Here is a 21,261-nt window from a genome sequence, read left to right as displayed (position 1 = left end):
AAGACTAACCGAAAATCTAATAAAGAGTTAAGTGAAGGAAACATGGAAAAAGGCTATATCATCCTAGCAGTGTCCTTTGTGCTCGCTTTTACCATTGTAAAAGTACTAAAGCCTATTGCCCACTGGGCCGAGCTAGTAGACAAACCCGGCGGCAGAAAAGACCACGCAGGCGTAATTCCCTTAGTAGGGGGGCTGGCTATCTATGCCAGTGTGTTGTTAACAACCTTCCTGTTTGTAGAGCAGCCCATATTTATAAGGCTATTCTTATTGGCTGGCGGCTTAATCGTATTTATGGGCATGGTAGACGACCGCTACCAACTCAGCGCCCGCTTTCGCCTAGTAGGCCAATTTTTAGTTTCTTGCATATTTGTGTATGGGTTAGACGTTCAGTTCTACGCCTTTGGCGACCTAATAGGCATTGGCGAATTAAACCCCGGCTGGCTCGGCTACCCATTGGCCGTACTCTCGCTGATGGGCGCGGTAAATGCCATGAACATGCTAGACGGTATGGACGGCCTCGTAGGCTCCATTTCCATGGTGAGCTTTATAGGCTTAGTGGCCTTATTTGGCGCCAGTGGCGATAGCACCTTTCAATACCTGTGTATGACCTTTATTGGCTCCACAGCAGCCTTCCTTATTTTTAACTTATGGGGCATTCCAACCCATAAGGCCATTGGCAAAGTATTTATGGGTGATGCCGGTAGTATGTTCCTAGGGCTTTCACTTGGGGTGCTACTTATATACGGCTCGCAACCACAGGCAGCGAAGGCAGCAGCCTTCTCGCCAGTAGTCGCCTTGTGGTTTGTACTGCTGCCCATGACAGATATGTTCACCATTATGTACCGCCGCGTTAAGCGCGGCCGTTCGCCCATGGCGCCAGACAGAACCCACATACACCACATTATTATGCGGGCGGGTTTTTCGGCTAAGCAAACGCTGTATATTATGCTGCTGGTGCAGGGGGCGTTTGTTGTGGTTGGGGTGAGCTTTTATGTATCCCAATTGCCGGAATGGCTTTCGTTTATAGCGGCTCTTGTGCTTGTTGTGGTTTATCAGTTGTTAATGCAGCGTTCTTGGCGATTTATTCGTTGGAGTAAGCGGCATTTGTTTGCACCAGAAGCAACTTAATGTTTGAAGTAAAAACGGCATCTAGTGCCGTTTTTAATATGCAGTGCGTTCAATGGTTGAACGCACTGCATATTAGGGTGTATATTCCAGAATCCAGAATCCAGAATCCAGAATCCAGATTCGTTTATGACCGAAACACAATTACCCGATGAGCTTCGCTACCAGCTGTTAAAGCAACTGGAGAGGAACCCAGAAATCAGCCAGCGAGAGCTGGCAAAAGCTGTAGGCATTAGCTTGGGTAAAACGAATTATTGTTTAAAGGCATTGGTAGAGGCAGGCTGGGTGAAAGCGGGTAACTTTGCGCGGTCAGAACAGAAGCTCAATTACGTTTATCTGCTAACGCCAAAAGGTTTAAGTGAGAAGGCTGAAGTCACTGTGCGGTTTTTAAAGCGAAAGCAAGTGCAGTATCAGCAGCTGGAGCATGAGATAGCTTCCCTTAAAAAAGAAGCGTTTGCGCAAAGAAAAAACTAACCTAGCAGAGTAAGCTAGATAATCTAGAAAAATAGTGAAGCTTGTTGGGGAGGAGTACTCTCAGTACAAGTTCATTGGTGCAATAAGCAAAGTTGATGTGTAAATAAAAGCAGAAAAAATCGTTATGGCAACAACATCAGAAGATTCGGGTAGTAGTACTGTGGGAATAGAAAAGCGGCTTGGCCGAATAGAGCAGCAGCTAGAGGGGGTTGCTGCAATGGCTGCTGTACAGCGGTCTAATGGTCCTTTTGGCTATCAGTCACAGCTAGATACTGACGAAATTGATTTGCGGGAGCTGTGGAATGTTATTTGGCAGGGCAAATGGGTACTTATTGTTGTTACATTTGTGTTTGCTGTTGCGTCTGTGTTTTATGCCTTATCTCTGCCCAATATATATAAGTCAGAAGCGTTGCTGGCGCCCTCGGAGGAAAGTTCAGGTGGTGGCCTAGCAAGAATGGCCGGGAGTCTAGGTGGCCTGGCTAGTCTCGCTGGAGTAAACCTTGGTGGTGGCGGAAGTGATAAAACGACCATTGCGATAGAGGTGTTAAAGTCCCGAGAATTTATCTCCAAGTTTGTTGAGCGGCATGATCTACTGGTTCCGTTAATGGCCGCTAAGGGATGGGGCCGTGGGGAAGATAAACTAATTATTGATAAAGATATCTATGATGAACGCAATAAAAAATGGACGCGAGAAGCAAAACCTCCGCGAGGAGTAGAACCTTCGCTGTTGGAAGCTTATAAGCAATTTATAAAGCTATTGAATGTCTCTAAGGACGAGAAGACGGGGCTGGTGAGGCTAAGTATAGAACACTACTCTCCATTTTTGGCGAAAGCGTGGGTGGATATGCTGATACTAGATGTTAACGAAGAAATTAAACAAAGAGATGTTTTAGAAGCGAATAAAAGTATTGAATATCTTTCAGATCAGTTGAAAAGAATGTCTATAGCAGATATGAAAGCGGTTTTTTACGAGCTAATTGAGGAGCAAACGAAAACGGTGATGTTTGCCGAGGTGCGAGACGAGTATGTGTTCAAGACGATTGATGGGGCCGTTGCACCAGAATTAAAGAGTTCACCAAACAAACCTCTGGTTTGCGTGCTGGGTACTCTTTTGGGAGGCTTCCTTGCCCTGCTGGTCGTGTTAGTGCGGCATTTTTGGACTAAAGACAAAAACAGATAGTAGAAAAGGTATTTATATGCTTAATCATAAAGCTGTACTTATAACGGGTGGTACAGGATCGTTCGGCAAAAAATTTGTTGAAACTATTCTGAGTCGTTATCCTCAGGTAAAAAAAATAGTTATTTATTCAAGGGATGAGTTGAAACAGTTCGAATTAAGGCTAAAGTATCCAGCTCAATCTTATCCTCAACTTAGGTTTTTTATTGGTGACGTACGGGATAGGGACCGAATGGTTATGGCGTGTGAGGGAGTGGATGTTATTATTCATGCGGCTGCTATTAAGCAGGTGGACACCGCTGAATATAATCCTACCGAATGCATTAGAACCAACGTAGATGGTGCGGAAAATGTAATTCACGCTGCACTACAATGTGGTGTGAAAAATGTTGTTGCCTTATCAACCGATAAAGCGTGCGCACCAATTAACCTGTATGGCGCAACAAAGCTCGTATCCGATAAGTTATTTACTGCCGCAAATAATATTCGAGGCTCAAAGGATATTAAATTTAGTGTGGTGCGGTACGGTAATGTTATGGGGTCAAGGGGGTCAGTAATTCCGTTCTTTCTTGAAAGGAAAAAGGACGGCGTTTTACCGATAACGCACAAAGAAATGACGCGTTTCAATATTTCCCTGCAGGCAGGCGTTGATCTGGTGATGTTTGCGCTGGGAAATCATTTAGGTGGTGAGATATTTGTGCCGAAGATCCCTTCCTACAAAATACTAGATATTGCTGCGGCCGTTGCGTCTGAGTGTGAGCTGAAGGATGTGGGTATTCGCCCGGGTGAAAAACTTCACGAAGAGATGATTACAGATACAGACTCGTTAAATACGATAGACTTGGGTAAATACTACGCAATTCTTCCCTCCGTTTCTTATACGCATACTGAACAAGAGTATATCGAGCATCATGAAGCTCAGAAGGTTCCATTTGGTTTTAAATACAATTCAGGAACTAATACTGATTGGGAAACGGTTGAAAGCCTGCGAGACCTGATAAAACAGCACGTAGACCCTGAATTTGGAATTTAAGTAATGATTCCATACGGTAAGCAGGATATATCACAAGCAGATATCGATGCTGTGGTGGATGTGCTGAAATCAGATTATTTAACTCAAGGCCCAAAGGGACCGTTATTTGAGGAGAGCTTGATAAAGTATACCGGTGCTCAACATGCCTTGGTTGTTAATAGCGCCACATCGGCGCTTCACATCGCCTGTTTAGCATTGGGGCTTGGTAAGGGCGACTGGTTATGGACTTCTCCTATCACTTTTGTTGCCTCGGCTAACTGTGGTTTATATTGCGGTGCTTCCGTAGATTTTGTAGATATCGACAAAAATACCTATAACATGTCGGTGGCAGCACTTAAAGCCAAGCTTGAAAAGGCTAAAGTACAAGGCAACCTGCCTAAAGTAGTGGTGCCGGTGCACCTCTGTGGCCAGCCTTGTGACATGAAAGCTATACATGAATTGTCGCGAGAGTATGGTTTCAGTATCATTGAAGATGCGTCTCACGCTATTGGTGGCAAGTTTTTTGAAGAACCGGTTGGCAACTGCCGTTATTCGGATATTACCGTATTTAGTTTCCACCCTGTCAAAATTGTAACGACTGCTGAAGGTGGGGCTGCCCTTACTAATAGCGATGAATTAGCTGATAAAATGGCGCTTTATCGAAGTCACGGTGTTACTAGATCTCCAGAACTAATGACAGAAGAGCCCCATGGTGTTTGGTACTATCAACAAGTTGAGCTTGGCTTTAACTATCGAATGACAGAGCTGCAGGCTGCTCTTGGTGTGAGCCAGATGCAGCGGCTGGATTCTTTTGTTGCACGTCGCCATCAACTTTCCAAGCGTTATGATACATTGTTGGCTGGCCTCCCTCTGCTTTTACCTCATCAACTAGAGAAATCCTATTCAGGCTTGCACCTATACGTTATTCGTCTAAAACTGGATCAAATAGAGTTGCCGCATAAAGAGGTCTTTTCTCGGTTAAGGGGGCGTGGAATTGGTGTAAACCTGCATTATATTCCTGTGCATACACAACCCTATTACAAAAATATGGGGTTTCAATATGGAGACTATCCAGAAGCAGAGAAATATTACGCTGAAGCGATTTCCTTGCCAATGTTCCATTTAATGAGCGAAGCGCAGCAGGGTGAAGTGGTGGCCGCGTTAACAGATGTTTTAGGGGGAATAAAATGAAGGTCGCCATTATTCCCGCTCGCGGCGGTAGCAAGCGAATCCCACGTAAGAATATCAAGCCATTCTATGGCAAGCCCATGATTGCCTACTCCATTGAAGCAGCAAAAATGTCGGGCTGCTTTGATAGAATTATTGTTTCTACTGATGATGCTGAGATCGCCCACGTTGCAGAAACCTATGGTGCAGAAGTACCATTTGTCAGGCCAGCTTCTATCGCTGACGATCATGCTACGACCATGGATGTAATTGAGCATGCAGTTCAGTATCTTATTGATCACGGTACTCGCCCTGAATATGTTTGTTGTATCTACGCTACAGCCCCATTAATGTTACCTGACTACATAAAGCAGGGTTTGGTTAAATTAAGAGAGTCCGGCGTTGAGTATGTCTTTAGTGCAACGACGTTCCCATTTCCGATTCAACGTGCAATTCACTTGACGGAGCAAGGTGCAGTTAGAATGTTCGATGATGAGTATGCAAATATTAGATCTCAAGATTTAGTTGAAGCCTACCACGATGCAGGGCAGTTTTATTGGGGGAAAACAAAGGCTTTTCTCACTAAAAAAACAATATTCTCTGAGCATTCAGAAGTAGTTCTTTTGCCGAGATGCCGCGTGCAGGATATTGATACGCCAGAAGACTGGGAGTTAGTTGAAGCTCTCTTCTCGGTTTTATAAGCGGCGTATGGATATAGTATTTAGAGTAGACTCATCAATCCATATTGGCTCAGGCCACGTAATGCGTTGCTTGGTGCTAGCTCAAGAGTTAAGGCGGCTGCGGTATTCTATTAGGTTTGTAACTCGGCCGCAAAATGGTGACTCAATCGAGCATATCCGACAGCAAGGATTTGTTGTCATTGAGTTGCCGCAGCCCCAAGAGGAGTTGACGCCACGCACTAGCGCTGATTATTTGGCTTGGTTGCAGGTGCCAGTCAAATCGGATATGGAAGATTTCTGCTCTACTATTAAATGCACAGATTTGGTCGTTGTCGATCATTATGCTTTAGGTAAAGATTGGCAAGAGAGTGTTAAGAAGTATCTTGGCTGTAAGGTCGTTGCAATAGATGATCTCGTTAGGCAGCATTGTGCCGATATTATTGTGGATCAAACTTTGTACCGTAGTCCGGATGAGTATGCTGCTAAGAATAGCGGTAGTATAATTTTAACCGGCACTGATTATGCCTTACTGAATACGCAATTTTCCACGAAAAGAGAGCAGGCTTTAGATGATGAGCTTGACGATATTGCTATTCGTGTTTTAGTTTCGTTGGGCGGTATTGATAAAGACAATGTAACAATCGAAGTGCTCAAAACACTGCTGTTGCTGGGGGCTAAAAAACCGAAAGTCACAGTTTTGCTTAGTGAAAAATCTCCAAGCTATGATAGTGTTAAAAATTTTTGCGTAGAGCAGGCAGGCTGGGCTCACCATATTAGTTTTGTTGAAAACATGGCGGAAATTATGCTTGAGCATACCATATCGATTGGCGCATCAGGTACTACATCTTGGGAGAGGGCATGTTTGGGGGTTCCTAGTATAATAATTCCGTTAGCAGAAAACCAAAGAGTGATTGCGACCAATTTGGTAAAAGCCGGCGCCGCCATTTTGGTTGAACCCGGGAACATTAATGAAAAATTGACTGGTTCATATCAGAAACTACTGAAGCACAGGCTAAAATATCGACGTAAGAATCTTAGTTTGTGCGATGGGCTTGGTGTAAAGCGAGTTGCTAATTCCATCAAGAGTTTGCTCGCCGATAATGCAAGAAAAGTTTTCCTGAGGCGTGCTCAGACAAATGATATTCGTCAGGTTTATGCTTGGCAGTGTAAACCAGAAACTCGAAAATTTGCACTCACAAAAGAAATGCCAGCATGGGAGACTCACCAGAAATGGATGAAGCAAAAGCTTCTATCTAAGAGTGATTATTTTTATATGGTTGTCCTGGCTGGTAGCCAAGAGTCAGTTGGCGTGGTTCGATTGGATAGAGTTAGGCGGGCGGAGTATTTGGTGTCTATTTTTCTATATTCAGAATATTTTGGGCAAGGTATTGCTAAGCAGGCTCTGCGAAATGTTGACGATATACATCAACAAGTAACGCTGCGTGCAACAGTGTTAGAAAATAATATCGCTTCTCAGCGGTTATTTGTTGCCGCTGGTTATCAGCGTGTTTCTGAAGAAAGCTTTATACGATTACCAATTATTTGAGATGACAATGAAACCTTTTATTAGTATTGATGGGCGAAAAATTGGCCCAGAATTTCGTCCATATATTATCGCCGAACTATCCGCGAATCATAATGGTGATATCTCACGTGCTTTCAGGATTATGGAGGAGGCAAAAAAGGCGGGTGCAGATGCGATTAAGCTTCAAACTTATACGCATGACACTATAACAATGGACTGTGATTCTGAGGACTTCCAGATTAGGGGGGGGTTGTGGGATGGCCAAACACTTTATGAATTGTACAAAGGTGCTCATATGCCGTGGGAATGGCATAAACCACTTTTTCAAAAAGCTAAAGAATTAGAGATTACAATCTTTAGCTCACCTTTTGATTTCTCTGCTGTTGATTTATTGGAGGAGCTTGGGGCACCTGCTTACAAAATTGCTTCATTTGAATTGGTTGATATACCGCTGATTGCTAGAGTCGCCAAAGCAGGTAAGCCAATGATTCTGTCTACAGGAATGGCGAATGATGTAGAAATAAAAGAGGCTGTGGATACAGCTAGAGCGAATGGTTGTGAAGAGTTAATTGTACTACATTGCGTAAGTGGATACCCAGCTCCGGCAGAACAATATAATTTATCAACAATAGCAGATATATCGAAGCGATTTGATGTTTTTTCTGGGTTGTCAGATCATACGATTGATAACGCTACAGCTGTTGCTTCCATTGTGTTGGGGGCCTGTGTGGTTGAGAAACATGTAACTTTGGATCGCAACGGCGGTGGCGCCGACGACAGCTTTTCACTTGAACCTGCAGAACTGGCACAATTGTGTAAGGACGCTAGAACAGCGTGGTCAGCTTTAGGTAAAGTAAATTACGAGCGAACTGAAGCTGAAAAAGGAAATATAAAATTTCGCAGGTCATTATATGTTGTGAAGGACGTAAAAGCGGGGGAGCTATTTACAGAAGATAATGTGAAAAGTATACGCCCTGGTTTTGGAATGCCCCCCAAGTTATTATCTAACGTGATGGGGAAAGTCGCGTTACGAGATGTTCTGCGTGGCGAATCTTTAAAAGAGACGATGATTTCTGAGTAATTTAAATGAAGCCAAGTGAGTTAATTGTAGGTTGTGTCTCTTCGTCGTTTCAATTGCTTAATTTTATAACATTTCTGGAGAGTAAAAAAAAATATTTAATAAAATCTCATGTCGTAATAAAGGGTTATTGGGGTGGCGTAACTATCCAGCCTAGTTATATAAGTTATTGCAAAGAACTCGGGGTCGAGATTTTATTCGCCGACGGTAATTCTAAATCTCTTGCAGATGAAGTATGCTCGATTATTTCCAGTGAATCTGCCTGCCTTCATAAAATTTCGGTTGTTTCGGCGAACAGGCTTTTTCCGATGAGCGTGTTAGGGCGGTGCTTCAGGCTAAGAAGTGAAATCCAATTTGTTTTTATTGAGGATGGGATCGGCGCATACGGCGGTTTTCGCCATATTTTCAGTGCAATTTTAAGAGAAAAGGGGAGGTTAAGTAAAAGTGCAATTCTCTTCCCTTTTGCGTATGTAACAAATCAGATCCTTTCATTTTTTTATAATAATAAGCGATTTCTACTCTTTGAAGATAATGACGTGAATGTGTCTGTCGATTACAAGGAGGCCTTTGTTTCTGTAGTTGGAAATTTAGAAAGCGCAAAAAGAAAAAGGGTCACGGTTCCACAGAATTCAATAATATTTTGCTCTCAACCATACGTTGATATGGGGCTACTGTCGGAGCTGGAGTACGCAGGTTTTATTAAAAAAATCAATTTGTATGCTGAGAATAATGCATGCAATTTCATTGTGAAGAGGCACCCGGCGGATAATAAGTTTAATTATGATGGAATGGTCGTGGTAGAAGGCGGGCATAGTTTTGAAGAATTGCTTTTCCAGAATAAAGAAAATATTTATGCTGTGGCGTCGATAAATAGTACGTGCCTTATAACGGCATCTGCGATTTTCGGCATTAAATCTTTATCCATCCAGAATAATTTAGCGGAGCTCCAGTTTGAAAATTTCCCGTGTTTTATGAAAGCTATTTTTAATAGATATGTCGAAATTAAATATGAACGTGATTTGTAAGTCAGAAGCGGAGCCAGCACTAGATTTTCCAAAGTTTAGTGTGTTGATGGCTGTATATATTAATGATGACCCTGCGTATTTCGCTAGAGCTTTAGAGAGTATAGTAAAGCAAACGGTGTGTCCGGATGAGGTAGTAATAATAAAAAATGGCCCTTTAACAGATGAGCATGAAAAATGGCTGGCCTTCTATGGTCGAGGGAACAATATACAGCAAATTTCTTTTTCAGAAAATAGAGGGCTTGCCGTTGCCCTTAATAAAGGGGTCACATACTGTTCTAATGAGTTGATTGCAAGAATGGATGCTGATGATATATCTTGCTCTAATAGATTTGAGCTTCAAATAGAAAAATTCCGTCAAAACCCGGAATTAGATGTTGTTGGTGGGCTGATTTCCGAGTTTTTGTATTCGGAAGATCAGGAGAGTGCTAAACGATATGTTAAGGAATCACACGAGTCTATAGTAGGTTCAAGCAAGTTTTACTGTCCGATGAACCATGTAACAGTGATGTTTAGGCGGTCGGCCGTATTGTTGGCAGGAAATTATCAGGATTTTCGAGGTGTTGAGGATTATCCATTATGGGTTTCAATGATTATGGTCGGGTGTAAGTTCTACAATATACAGGAGGTGTTGGTTAAAGTGCGCGTTGCTGGTTTGAATAATCGAAGGGCTGGATTTGAATATGCCAGAATGGAGTTCAATGTAATGAAATATTTTTATTTGGTGAGATATTATTCCTTGCCCATGTTTTTTTTGATGAGTATTTCTAGGTTTTCCGTTAGAGTTTTTGGGTCGTTTTTCAGGGGGGTAGTCTATAGGCTCACTAGGTCAAAATAATTCGAGTCGATAGCAATAAAGTATGAAACATATATTCCATATACATAGCCAGATAAATGTTTTGATATCGATGCTTATTGTTGAGGTTAAGCAATTAAATGTTGAAGATGTGCTGTTTGTTTGTTTTAGAGGTGTTGAGGCACCGTCAAGTATAAAGTTTACGTGTATTTTATCTAATCAGATATATCTCCATCCTTTTAATAGTCCTCGCAACTTGTACAAGTTGAAATTTTTCGAGAATAGAAAGTATATTAAAGTTGTAGATGATGTTGTCGATAAATTTATAGGAGGAGAAGATTTCATATATTATGCACCGCACTGCCGAAACCCTATATATTCGGTTTTTATAAGTCATGAGAAATGCAGGCAGGTTCACTATATTGAGGATGGGGGGGATGCATATCTCTCAGAAAAAGCTTTGTTAAAAAAGTTTCCCAATAGAATACACTGGTCGCACTATTGCGTTAAATATATATTTAGAGTGTTCCCTTCGTCTATGGTGGAGAGGCTACCGACATACGCCAGCATGTACTCTGATATTGGAATACGTAAATCCATTTGTTATGGATTAGATAAAATCTCTTTTCGAACTAGCCTGTCTCCAAATCGAAAAATTCTTCGGGTACCAGAACGATTTGGGAAGTTGGTCAGCTATAAGGTTAGGGCAAAAAATGTTTTTGTTTTTGATGCATTAGTGGAGCAGAATGTTGTTTCTATTGAGATGTATGCTGAATTTCTAGACTGGTTTCTTTCCGGTAGATACAAGGAAAAGGAAATCGCAATAAAGTTTCACCCTTTTCAGTCGAACGAATTTAAGCGGTTGGTAATGGAAAGGTTTGGGAAGTTTGGTTTGACAGTCGAAATATTGCCCCAGTCAGTTAATATGGAGCTTTTGATTCTTTTTAGTAAGGATCTTGTTGTGTATGGAGTTGGCTCCTCCCTTTTGATGTATGCATTATTGAAAAGCAGGGAAAACACTCACGTGTTGTATCCCTATTTTACGGAGCGGCTTGGAGAGTCCTGCACAAGGAAGCACATGTGGGAGTCAATGTTTCATGAGTATATCTAGGGATGAGCGGCCACTTGATGCTCATAGGGGGCGTTATGTTTGACCGATTATTCAGTAAGAGTTTGTTTTTTTTGTTTTTATCTAAAATGAATTTGTTGGTTGTTCCGCTAATAGTGTATCCGATTTGTATCTCTACAGTCGGGCTAGAAAAATTCGGTTTTATAGTGTTTTGGGTTGGAGTTTCAGCGTTTGCCGCAAAGATAATGAGTTTAAATATGGATAGCTATTCTTCGCGTCAAGTCTTTTTGAGTCAGGGTAGCCCTGAATCACTGAGACTATCTATCTTGATGCCTGTCTATATGAAGCTGTGTTTGTGCTGCGTGGTTTTCCCCTTTTTTGTTGTTGCTTGCGCTTTTAGATCCCAGACGCATATTGAGTTTGTTGCCTCTATGTTTTGTGCATATCCAATGTTAGGCGTCGTTTTTACTCTGAACCACTTTGTAGTTGGTCTCGGGAAATTTGATGTTGTATTGTTCGCCTCCGTATCGGAAAAACTTATTGTTCTTATAGGGGTTTTGTTTTTCCTGTCAAGCGAGAAAGACTATTGGAAGATTCCGTTAATTTATACTGTGGCAACTATTTGTTCTATACTGGTGTATACATTTTCTGTCAAAGTCAGTAGTTATGTGATTTCACGATCTACCTTTAAGGTAAAGAGTAGGGAGTATTTTAAAGTTGCAAGGTGGCTGCTGTTGGGTAAGCTTATGCAGCTTCATACCAATGGTGCAAAGGTGTTGATTGGCTTAATCTTTGGTTATGCCGCTGTTACTATATACGACGTTGCTGAAAAAATTGTGAATCTGTTAAAAATGCCAATGACGTTGCTGGGAGACCTGTTTTTTTCTAATGATGATGATTCTCGTCGCTTTTACAGGGATTTGTTTATTTTTCAGTTGGCGCTATCGGTTTTTATCTGGTTAGGAGTGTTTTTGTTTGGCGAGTTTGCTCTTAGGTATTTTTCTGGTGAACACTATAGCGAACGCATGTTGGTTACCTTAAAGGTGTTATCTCTCATATTATTTTCTATGCCTTTCCTTATAGTTTTCGGCTCTAATTATACCGTTAAGCATTGTGATAAAGCTACTTATGGAAAGTTGCTTGTTCTTTCGAATTCTATTTCGCTCTGCTTTCTGGCGATTTGGGGTGTCTTTTTTTACACTAGTTTTTCTTTGTTTCTTTATTGGGTTGTGAGTTGTGAGCTTATTTTCGGCTTGTTATGCCTGTATCAGTATTATTCTAAAATGGGTGTAGAGGCTCGATCTGATGTTTGAATATTTGAAAGAAATTCGTTCTGCTGATGTTGGTTTGTTTTTGGCGGGGATTAAGACAGATAAAATCGGTCCGCCAATATCTATGAGCAATTTGGCAGATCTGTTATCATTGGAAATGCGTGTTTTTAGAACGAAAAATATTGTATTTAATGCCGGTGGTCTAGAAGGTAAGGTTGGTGGTGTGGCTGAAAGTAATAATATTCTAACGAAAGTGCGTAATTTTGTAAAAAGTATCTATTTTATTAGGCAAGTATACCTACTGTACTGTTTCGTGAAATTTAACCTATGTGTTTATTTGTTTGCGTTTGTAAATAAACAAGCGAAAATCATAATCACTCAACCTTTTCTTTTTTATACTTCAATGTTGGATCGATGTGATCGGCTCGTGTACATACGGCGTGGAAATGGTGATTGGGGGTGTTCTCTTTCTACAATCTATCCTGGAATTGTAAAATACTATCTAGAAAAAATATTTTACAAGTTTGAAAGGTGTTCTTTGGTGTATTTAGTGGATATAGGCACGGTTTCAAGGAAGTATTCCGTGATCCCTAATCATTTTGAATTAAGTGATTTTGGTCTAAAGGAGCATCGCTTAGAAGTCAAGCCTGTTGTTTGTTTTGTGGGAACATGGTGCTCAAGGAAAGGGGGCGATTTAATATTGAAACTTGTTGAGAAGTCGTCGATTTTTTCTAATGAAATTGACATAAATGTATATGGTGCACTCGGCATTGAGAGCCATCTAAATGAAGCGTTAACGAACAGTGAATATATCAGTTACAAAGGCACGGTAGCAAAACCTTATCATAATTTATTTGTTGGGGATGTATTTATCTCTGTCTCTAAAATTGAAGGTCTCCAGCGCTCGATGATTGAGTGTATGCTGTCTGGCTGCTTGGTTGTAGGAATTGAACGTCCTGATACGTTATCAGTAAAAGATTGTTCAGGGGTGTTTCTTGTTCCTGACTCAAAAAATGTGGTAAACGATTTGGATTATACGTTGACGAAAATATCTCAAATGTCCTGTGATCAACGCAAGCAACTAGGAATTGCTAATCGACGGTTCGCTCAAGAAAAATATTCCCCCAAAGAAATTCTAGAGAAATGGCGGAAATTGCTAAGTGAATAGAGGGCATCTTTGTGGTATTGCTATTTTTTTTGTTGTATCGGAAAACTATCAGGTAGTTCAGTTGGTTGGTTTTCTGTTCATGCTCTGCTCAATTTTTGTATCTTTAATGGCCGGTAGTGTGATTGTATCAAAAAGACAGCTCCGGAAAATTTTCCTTTTCCTTATTCCGCTTATATATTGCGTGTTTATATCCTTTCACTGTATTACAGAGCAAGTATCTGTAATGGCTAACGTGATTGTGAAGGTTATTGTTGTTCTATTATTTATGATTTGTAATACACGGAATCATTTAGTTAAGGGTATAGGTTATGCGATTTCAGTGCATGCAGCGATTTTCCTCATCCACTGGTTATGTCTTGTGTTGGGGGCGGGGGAGTTTTTTAATCAAGTAATTCGGCTCGAAACTCAGACAAGTTTTGGCGGTAGTAGCTATATCCCGTATAGAGCGACGGGCTTGTTTGATGAGCCTTCTCTTTTCGGAATGACAATTCTTGCATTGATTTTTACAAGATATATGTTATCGGGAAGATTGCTTTCTATGAAGTGGCCGTTGATTACCTTTTCATTGCCTACAATGTTGGTGGCTGTTAGTTACATATTTAATGAGAATATAAAGAGAAAAGTTGTCTTTAAGGTAATCGTTGTCTTATTTTTGGTTACTTCACTCGCCGGTTTATACAAATTTGCCATCGATCGGGAATCTAACGTTCGCATGAGTCCTGCAGGTCTTAGATATACACATGTTGCATTTCTGTTAAGTTCGCCTAATCTATTGGTTGGAAGCGGTTTTTGTAGCGCATATGGAGTGTTTGATTTAAGCATGTCAAGAGATGAGTTAAGGAACAACTATCTAGGGAATTTCAAGGATGCAGGCCAGGTAATTTATACTCTGGATAGAGTAGGGTTAATAGTGTTTATCGGGTTTTGCGTCTTAGTCGTATTTACTTTAGGCATGAGGAAATCAGTGCTTTTCTTTTTATACTTTGCACTTTCCAAAGTGCCTTTTATCGCAGTACCTTCAATTCTACTATTTGTTAGCATGGGTATGATTTGCGGATTTAGTGAAGATAAGCAGGGCGGTGTGGATGCTAGAAAAATTGGTTAATTTGACCTTTGGATATGGCTTAATTCCGCGTTTTAAGTGGCATGGTTCGAACTATTAGTCATGTTGCTTATGTGGGGGTTAAGGATTTTTTCCGAGTTTATGAGGTGATGCAGGTTAAATGTTTGAGTTTTGTATGGTTGAATGTGTGAGCGCAGAGAAAATTAGATAATACAATATGGTTTTTTGTTCGTCGCTGAAGTCGCGAATTATATTGCAGCCAAAAGAATAATGTTGATAGGGAGTGCCTTTATTCCTAGGGTAGTACCTATTATGCAAACGGGGTTAGAGGTGGTTGGTGTTGAATGCGCGATCTTTTTGCTTAGATTGTAGGGAAAAGTTCGTAGTGAACAGTTCAGGGTGTGTTGCTAGTGATGATCGAGTAGTTATTTGATTTCCTTATGTGGTTTAGGTTTGGTTTGTTAATTGGTTCGTTAAAACGTAGTACGTGTCATAGGCAGTATTATTAAGTAATTTATTTGGAAGCCAAAAAGCCAAGCCGTATTCTTTGTGCTTCTTTGGTTGAGGTGATACAAAACTTTCGTAATTAGTAGAGGAGGGCGAGATGGTCGATTATGATCTTGTTGCAGTGATACCCGCTCGATTAGGGTCAAGCCGAGTAAAGGAAAAGGTGTTTTCTTCAGTTTCCGGAGAAGAAAGCCTATTGGAAAGAAAAATTAGGCAATTACAAAAAGTGCTCCCGAGCGATAGAGTTATTGTTAATACTGAATCGGAAAAAATATCTGAAATTGCGTATAGATGTGGAGTGATGGTTCAAGAAAGAGATTCGTACTTCTCATTGGGACATGAGGCTACATTTTCTGAAGTCATTCAGCATGTGATATCTAATGTTGAAGCGGAGTATATAGCGTGGACGCCATTTGTTGTTCCGTTTTTTAATGAAGATGACTTTAAAGCAAGCTTTTACGAGTTCAGTAATAAAGTTGTTCAGGGTGAGTTTGATAGTCTAGTTAGTGTAGTACAGATGAAAGATTATGTTTGGAGTGAGGTTGGCCCTTTAAACTATGAGGCTAATGAAAACCATACAGTGAGCCAAGATCTTCCCCAGTGGTATAGGGTGACAAATGGAAATTATATGGCGTCCAAAAAGGTTATGCTCAAGTATAAATATTTTCTTGGGGATAAAGTATATCTCGACATCAAGCCTCAGCATTGCAGTATCGATATAGATACTTACGACGACTTGAAAATTGCGCAAGCCTATTACAAGTCGACTAACGATGTTTAATAAAATAGGGTAGCCCTCTGTGTCAGGCTAGTTGTCACCCCTCAAAATTGTTGAAAGAATAAATAGGACACGCACTAACTTGACAGCCCTTCCCACTTCGAGCAAAATACCTAACAATGACCATAAAAAGACAAGATCAAATCTGCCTAGAAGCGACCCCTTTTTATCACTGCTACGTGCGCTGCGTTCGGCGCGCGTATTTGTGTGGGAGTGATTCCGCCACGGGTGAGTGCTTCGATCACCGTAAGCAATGGATAGTGTCTCGGTTAAAATTCCTCTCTTATGTTTACGCCATTGATATTTGCGCCTACGCGGTTATGAGTAACCATTACCACGTGGTGCTGCACGTGGATAAAGCGCGGGCATTGGCGTGGTCACGGGAAGAGGTGGTTGAGCGGTGGTTGCAGTTGTACAAAGGCCATATGCTGGTCGACCGTTGGTTGGCGGAGCCGGGGGCCCTGGATAAGGCGCAGCAGGAGGTGGTTTTCGCGTTAATAGAAAAGTGGCGGGAGCGTTTATACGGTATCGATTGGTTCATGCGCGGTGTAAATGAAACCATTGCCCGCATGGCCAACGAAGAAGAAAATTGCAAGGGTCGGTTTTGGGAGAGTCGATATAAAAGCCAGGCCTTGCTGGATGAGGCTGCCTTGCTCAGTTGTATGGCCTATGTAGACTTAAACCCCATACGCGCGGCAATGGAGCCGGGGCTGGAAGAAAGCGATTTTACCGCCATTCAGCAACGGCTATTTGATTATGTGAATTGTACAAAAACGAAAAACGCGAAAAATGCCCAACCTACACAGAAGCTAAAAGTAAAATCGGTTGTGGAGCAGCGGGTAGAGCAACAATGCACATTAAAAGCCGAGTTAGGGCTGAATGATTTGCCCGAAAGCGCGCTAATGCCCTTTAGCGGTTCTAGCCATACCAAACTCCATGCTGCCTTGCCTTTTACGCGTGAAGAGTATTTTGACTTAGTGGATAAAACCGGCCGTGTACTGCGTGATAACAAGCGCGGCTTTATAGCCGCCCAGGTTCCGCCCATTATCGCGCGCTTGGGCATTAACCCGGATAAATGGATTAACCACATTCAGAACTTTGGTCGTCACTACGGCTGTTGCGCTGGCACGGCAGAAAAAATGGCAGGTTACGCGCAGCTATTTAATCGCCAGTGGGGCAAGGGGGTTGCAAACTCTGGGGTGGTGTACCTGAAGGCGGGTTAGCATTGCGCAGCTTGGTGCGCGCAAGGTGGTCAAGCCTTTGGCGGTTCTTCTGGGTGTTGCTCCCCGCGTTGTTATTGTAAGCGCCAATCGAACCACACCCTAGCTTAATTCAACATTCGAAGATTAGAGTGTATTGAAATTTTGAAAGACCACTATGGGCAGTTAATTGCGGAAATATCAGCATTCGCAGATTCAACTGCAACTAGACAAATACAAATGTCAGTCTCTACGATTCCGGCAACGGCAAATCCACCAGCACTAATTGATTCGACTTCAAGCTTTGGCGCGACAACGCTGATAGTCTTTCCAGCGATTAACTTGTCTTCACCAAGTACAGTGCCTGTAATCACAACAGGGTCAGGCACGCTAGCGGCAAGTGATGGTGATTTTTTTAGGCCAAAGAAACCTGAGCCTTGTTCTTTTATCTTTTCTATCTTGATTAAGACACGCTGTTCAATTTGCCTGTCTGCTGGCCATTCCCAATTTAGTTCTATATCTGCGGACATTGCGCATCCTCCAGTAAGTGATAATACAGTAATGCTGATAAGCTTAATAAGTGCGTGAAGTTTATTCGACAAGGAGTTCATATTTATCTCCACCAATATGTTTGGCCCCGACAATTCCACTCAGTATACGGGTTTTACCGCTATATTTTGATTTCAGCTGTTTGTATAACAATAGGAGGACACGCACTAACTTGAAAGTGCGGTGATTTATGTCCATAGAGTCATGGGCGTTGAAAAGACTGGCAGGTTACGCCCAGTTCCGTAATCGCCTGTGAGGCAGGGGGTGAATATTCTGGAAGCGTGTGCCTGCTCCTTTAATCGGTGCTGTTCAAAATAGGTTAAATGGAGGGTAATGTGACTTGGTCGGGTTGGTGATTTGTTTGGGGGGTATACAATAAGGGGTTGTATTTTTTACTTGTGATGAGTTTGTGCACAGTAATATTTTCACGATTTAAAATAAAAGCTTTACAAGGAGAAGAGCGCATGCTTCATGCAAGCCGTTTTAAGGCGACCGAAGGACAACTGAGTACCATTGTGGGTGGTGCAGGGGGAAAACGGGTTAAGTGTTCCAGCCAAGCTCTGCCGGTGTATAACGATTTGGTTGGCCTTGCCAATGGTGGTAACTATTGGGCCGGGTTGGTGGTTAAGGGTATTAAAGCTCTCACCTCTGGCCGCATGAGCATGGACAACGTGTACGTTCAGAAAGAAACGCAGCTGGCCTATGGGCGGGGTATTTTTTATCTGGTGCTGCCCGGTGTAAGCGCAACATTGGAGGATTGTGCCGATGGCACTTATGAGTTGCGAGGTTTGAAAGCCGATGAAAATTATATGAAGATGCAGGAGGATAAGCAGAAGCCGGGTTTGTGGAGAATTGATAGCAAATCATTCAGAGATCCTGTATTCCAAAGTAATGGCGAGATACAGAGAGAAAAGTTTCGGCCAGTGGTGGTGTCGGACCGAGCTACGGATGACCCTCGCGATATTGCTAAAGCTGCTAGGAATGATTTGGTGAAAGTGGATACTACAATCGAGCGAATGGTGTCTGGTTCGGGTTTTGATTTACACCATACGCCAGGAAATGAAGGCGGTATTGTGGGTTTAAAGGCGGCTCACAAAGCCATTGCTACCGCCCCGGCAAAGGCGATAACCGAGTCGGCCACACTGTTGGCCAACACCATGTACCGGGCGCGTAATATTGAAGGGGTTCTGTGGTTTTCTGACTGGGGCGGCTCGGCTGTGCTTACCCGGGCGATGCAAATTCTGGCCCGTGAGAAGAATGCCGGGTTTAAAAATCATGCGATTTTCTTAAATCGACCAACCTCAAATGCCTCTGAAGCCTTGGCGCTGGCAGAAAAGCTTGAATTTAAGCTGGGCGGGAAAGGAGGAAAAAGTACGGGGCTGCGGCTAAACGAGGTTAAAGGTAATCATTTGCGGGCTGAAATTTCCATTAAAGGTGCCATACAAACGACAAGTTTTGGAGTTTCGGCTGCAGGTGCCAGTTATGGTTTGGCGGGTATTGCTCCAACGGTGGGTGGCATTGTCGGTTTGGTGGGGGCTTTGGCGTTTGTCACATCCACTGTAAGAGTGGGTATGCCAAAACTCTCGGGTAAAAAATATAAGTAAACGGAAAGCCCAATGTTAAATGTTGCACTTAAATTGCGAGAGCCCAAAGGGCTGGTCACGCCCGTGGGGCCGAGTTTTAAATGGGCGCGTACCCTTAAAAGTGAATACGAGGGAACGGAGATTACTTTTAAGGCTCCCCGGCATCGGCCTAAACGCTCTAACGATAAAGGCTATGTGCCCTTACGGCGTTATTCTGAAGATAGGCCCTTACCTTTCCGTAATCACTACAGCGAAGAAGATACCGCTAGGGGGCTACCCGATCACTGGCGGGAGGCGGATTTTTTCTATCACTCCTGGGCCTTTAACGGCCCCTGGTTTACCGGTGCCGTGGGTGAGCTGGACCTTTCCTTTCAGCTCGTGAAAGTGGTGAACTACCCGAAAGATATCTCGCTGTTCCACCCTAGGGCATTGGAGCAGGTAATAGGGGATTACCTTACCAATTTGTACTCGCACCATATCAGCTCTACGCGGGGCGGTATTCAAATATTTCATGCCCCCGTTAATTGGCAGCCGCTCAGCCATTTACCCGTGAATGCCGCGCGAATGGAGGTGGTCTCGGAGGATTTCTCACCCCATCGCACCATTAAACGCATAGTTTTCTTTCCCATTGCCAACGATCTTATGTCGGTACTTATTTTCTGGCCCGGCCGGTTTAAAAACCTCCCCCGCTCAGAGCTGGACAAGCGCGTAAACGAAGCGCCTATGCTGGAGCTTATGGAAAACATTATCGCCAGCGTGCAGCTTACACTCTCCCCCAAAGCCCAGGCCCAGCAGCAAGCGGCGTTAGCGGGCATGAATGATACGTCGCTGGTTAAAGAGTACCCGCCGTTAAAGTGGGATAAGGTCAGCGCAGAAGAGAAGCAGAAAATCCTTGCGGGGGAATAGGGTATAAAAGGCAGTGATTAAAAGGGGTCAGATCCGATTAAGGAAATAAAAGGGGTAAGCTGGATACCCGCCTGCGCGGGTATGACGGGGGAGGAGAGACTAGAAGGGGTCAGATCCGATTAAGTGCCTATCGTCATTCCTGCTGGGAATCGATAAAGCAGCGAAGCTCAGGCAGGAATCCATAGGGCAAGATCTGTGGCAAGTAGGTCTAAGCTGGATACCCGCCTGCGCGGGTATGACGGGGGAGGAGAAGCTAATAGGGCAAGATCTGTGGCATGAAGGTCTAAGCTGGATACCCGCCTGCGCGGGTATGACGGGGAAAACTAAAAGGGGGCAGATCCAAGTCTAATATTACACTGCTTATAAGCAGTCAAACAGGGCGGTGATTTATGTGTTCTGCGTCAACTATCTTGTGCGGCTGAAAAAAATGGTAGGTTACGCGCAGCTATTAAATCGCCAGTGGGGCAAGGGGGTGGCAAACTCTGGGGGGTGTAGCTTAAGGCGGGTTAGCATTACGCAGCTTGGTGCGTGCAAGGTGGTCAAGCCTTTGGCGATTCTCTTGCGGTCGTTTCTGTGTGTTTATGCGTTATTTTACGCCTTCAATAATCGCAATATCTTTTTTAAGTAGGTCATTAACCATAGTGTTCAATTCAATTCCTTTGGCTTGCGCTTTAGCCGAAAAATAATCCAATACATCGTCTTCAAGATATACAGGTAAATGTGTTTTGGCGTTGGGTTTAAAGAATTTGCCTCGTTCGCCTTTAGAAAAATCATATTCTTCACGCATTGTGTTCACCCTTCGTATTGCTGGATCTCGTGTTTGGTGGCGGGTCTGGCGGAAATCAGCCGGATAGTCACCACGTCTTCAGTTTGGTTGGTGTACGTGTGTATCACCACCAAATAATGTTGTCCGTTGGTTTACCCTAATGTCACCCAGCGATCTTCTCCTTCGCTGGAGCCGTCTGAATCGAAGACGGTTAGGGCCATTGGGTCTCTAAATACCCCGGTGGCTTGCTCAAAGGTCACGCCATGCTTGCTGGTGTTGGTTTGGGCTTTGGTTGGATCCCATTCAAAATTATATTGCATATCTACCGCCTCGGCAGCAGTCAGCG

General features: G+C 42.9%; 21 protein-coding genes. 18 read left to right on the top strand and 3 right to left on the bottom strand.

Annotation, left to right across the window (positions count from 1 at the left end):
* The first annotated feature begins 42 nt into the window (after nt 1-42).
* The 16 genes from H5336_RS02635 (at nt 43) to H5336_RS22805 (ending at nt 17,135) form a co-directional block, all read left to right on the top strand.
* Entirely contained in the window at nt 43-1,128 is a 1,086-nt protein-coding gene (locus tag H5336_RS02635; RefSeq protein WP_185231169.1) for an undecaprenyl/decaprenyl-phosphate alpha-N-acetylglucosaminyl 1-phosphate transferase, read from the top strand.
* A 126-nt stretch (nt 1,129-1,254) separates the two neighbouring features.
* Entirely contained in the window at nt 1,255-1,599 is a 345-nt protein-coding gene (locus H5336_RS02630; protein WP_185231167.1) for a MarR family EPS-associated transcriptional regulator, read from the top strand.
* Between the two features lie 124 nt (nt 1,600-1,723).
* Nucleotides 1,724-2,779: a Wzz/FepE/Etk N-terminal domain-containing protein gene (locus H5336_RS02625; protein WP_221627970.1), complete on the top strand. Its 1,056-nt coding sequence runs from the start codon at nt 1,724-1,726 to the stop codon at nt 2,777-2,779.
* Nucleotides 2,780-2,795: 16 nt separating this feature from the next.
* Nucleotides 2,796-3,809, top strand: a complete 1,014-nt coding sequence (pseB, locus tag H5336_RS02620; RefSeq protein ID WP_185231165.1) for a UDP-N-acetylglucosamine 4,6-dehydratase (inverting) — start codon at nt 2,796-2,798, stop codon at nt 3,807-3,809.
* Between the two features lie 3 nt (nt 3,810-3,812).
* Nucleotides 3,813-4,979 (top strand): UDP-4-amino-4,6-dideoxy-N-acetyl-beta-L-altrosamine transaminase, encoded by a 1,167-nt coding sequence (gene pseC / locus H5336_RS02615; protein ID WP_185231163.1) that lies wholly within the window; start codon nt 3,813-3,815, stop codon nt 4,977-4,979.
* Nucleotides 4,976-5,656 (top strand): pseudaminic acid cytidylyltransferase, encoded by a 681-nt coding sequence (gene pseF, locus H5336_RS02610; RefSeq protein ID WP_185231161.1) that lies wholly within the window; start codon nt 4,976-4,978, stop codon nt 5,654-5,656. Before pseC ends, pseF begins: the two co-directional genes overlap by 4 nt.
* Before the next feature lie 7 nt (nt 5,657-5,663).
* Nucleotides 5,664-7,181, top strand: a complete 1,518-nt coding sequence (pseG, locus tag H5336_RS02605) for a UDP-2,4-diacetamido-2,4,6-trideoxy-beta-L-altropyranose hydrolase (protein ID WP_185231159.1) — start codon at nt 5,664-5,666, stop codon at nt 7,179-7,181.
* A 7-nt stretch (nt 7,182-7,188) separates the two neighbouring features.
* A complete protein-coding gene (gene pseI, locus H5336_RS02600; RefSeq protein ID WP_185231157.1) occupies nt 7,189-8,241 on the top strand; it encodes a pseudaminic acid synthase in 1,053 nt (350 codons plus the stop codon).
* Between the two features lie 5 nt (nt 8,242-8,246).
* On the top strand, nt 8,247-9,263 hold the full coding sequence (locus H5336_RS02595; RefSeq protein WP_185231155.1) for a polysialyltransferase family glycosyltransferase: 1,017 nt from the start codon (nt 8,247-8,249) through the stop codon (nt 9,261-9,263).
* The gene (locus H5336_RS02590; RefSeq protein ID WP_185231153.1) at nt 9,247-10,098 is read left to right on the top strand and encodes a glycosyltransferase; all 852 of its coding nucleotides are present in this window, start codon (nt 9,247-9,249) and stop codon (nt 10,096-10,098) included. The genes H5336_RS02595 and H5336_RS02590 overlap by 17 nt, the downstream gene beginning before the upstream one ends.
* Before the next feature lie 22 nt (nt 10,099-10,120).
* Nucleotides 10,121-11,167, top strand: coding sequence for a polysialyltransferase family glycosyltransferase (locus tag H5336_RS02585; RefSeq protein WP_185231151.1), 1,047 nt, complete (start codon nt 10,121-10,123; stop codon nt 11,165-11,167).
* Between the two features lie 35 nt (nt 11,168-11,202).
* On the top strand, nt 11,203-12,438 hold the full coding sequence (locus H5336_RS02580) for an oligosaccharide flippase family protein (protein ID WP_185231149.1): 1,236 nt from the start codon (nt 11,203-11,205) through the stop codon (nt 12,436-12,438).
* Nucleotides 12,431-13,564 carry a glycosyltransferase family protein gene (locus H5336_RS02575; RefSeq protein ID WP_185231147.1) on the top strand — a complete coding sequence of 378 codons (1,134 nt, stop codon included), beginning with the start codon at nt 12,431-12,433 and terminating at the stop codon, nt 13,562-13,564. Before H5336_RS02580 ends, H5336_RS02575 begins: the two co-directional genes overlap by 8 nt.
* Nucleotides 13,557-14,669: a hypothetical protein gene (locus H5336_RS02570; RefSeq protein ID WP_185231145.1), complete on the top strand. Its 1,113-nt coding sequence runs from the start codon at nt 13,557-13,559 to the stop codon at nt 14,667-14,669. Before H5336_RS02575 ends, H5336_RS02570 begins: the two co-directional genes overlap by 8 nt.
* Nucleotides 14,670-15,231: 562 nt before the next feature.
* Nucleotides 15,232-15,915 (top strand): acylneuraminate cytidylyltransferase family protein, encoded by a 684-nt coding sequence (locus H5336_RS02565; RefSeq protein WP_185231143.1) that lies wholly within the window; start codon nt 15,232-15,234, stop codon nt 15,913-15,915.
* A gap of 200 nt (nt 15,916-16,115) precedes the next feature.
* Complete coding sequence (locus H5336_RS22805; RefSeq protein ID WP_246439166.1) at nt 16,116-17,135, top strand: transposase; 1,020 nt, start codon at nt 16,116-16,118, stop codon at nt 17,133-17,135.
* Nucleotides 17,136-17,287: 152 nt separating this feature from the next.
* Here H5336_RS22805 and H5336_RS02555 read toward each other — a convergent pair whose 3' ends face one another.
* Complete coding sequence (locus H5336_RS02555; protein ID WP_185231141.1) at nt 17,288-17,722, bottom strand: hypothetical protein; 435 nt, start codon at nt 17,720-17,722, stop codon at nt 17,288-17,290.
* A 402-nt stretch (nt 17,723-18,124) separates the two neighbouring features.
* Between H5336_RS02555 and H5336_RS02550 the strand changes: the two genes are divergently transcribed.
* Both H5336_RS02550 and H5336_RS02545 read left to right on the top strand, forming a co-directional pair.
* Nucleotides 18,125-19,264: a hypothetical protein gene (locus tag H5336_RS02550; RefSeq protein ID WP_185231138.1), complete on the top strand. Its 1,140-nt coding sequence runs from the start codon at nt 18,125-18,127 to the stop codon at nt 19,262-19,264.
* 12 nt (nt 19,265-19,276) lie between these two features.
* The gene (locus H5336_RS02545) at nt 19,277-20,149 is read left to right on the top strand and encodes a hypothetical protein (RefSeq protein ID WP_185231136.1); all 873 of its coding nucleotides are present in this window, start codon (nt 19,277-19,279) and stop codon (nt 20,147-20,149) included.
* Nucleotides 20,150-20,735: 586 nt separating this feature from the next.
* On the opposite strand, the gene H5336_RS02540 is transcribed toward H5336_RS02545, so the two are convergent.
* Nucleotides 20,736-20,936: a hypothetical protein gene (locus H5336_RS02540; protein WP_185231134.1), complete on the bottom strand. Its 201-nt coding sequence runs from the start codon at nt 20,934-20,936 to the stop codon at nt 20,736-20,738.
* Between the two features lie 131 nt (nt 20,937-21,067).
* A complete protein-coding gene (locus H5336_RS22590; RefSeq protein WP_221627969.1) occupies nt 21,068-21,235 on the bottom strand; it encodes a BrnT family toxin in 168 nt (55 codons plus the stop codon).
* Between the last annotated feature and the right edge of the window lie 26 nt (nt 21,236-21,261).

Source organism: Teredinibacter franksiae (assembly GCF_014218805.1).
In the GTDB taxonomy this organism is placed as follows: Bacteria; Pseudomonadota; Gammaproteobacteria; order Pseudomonadales; family Cellvibrionaceae; genus Teredinibacter; species Teredinibacter franksiae.
This window is presented reverse-complemented; position numbering and strand designations above follow the sequence as displayed.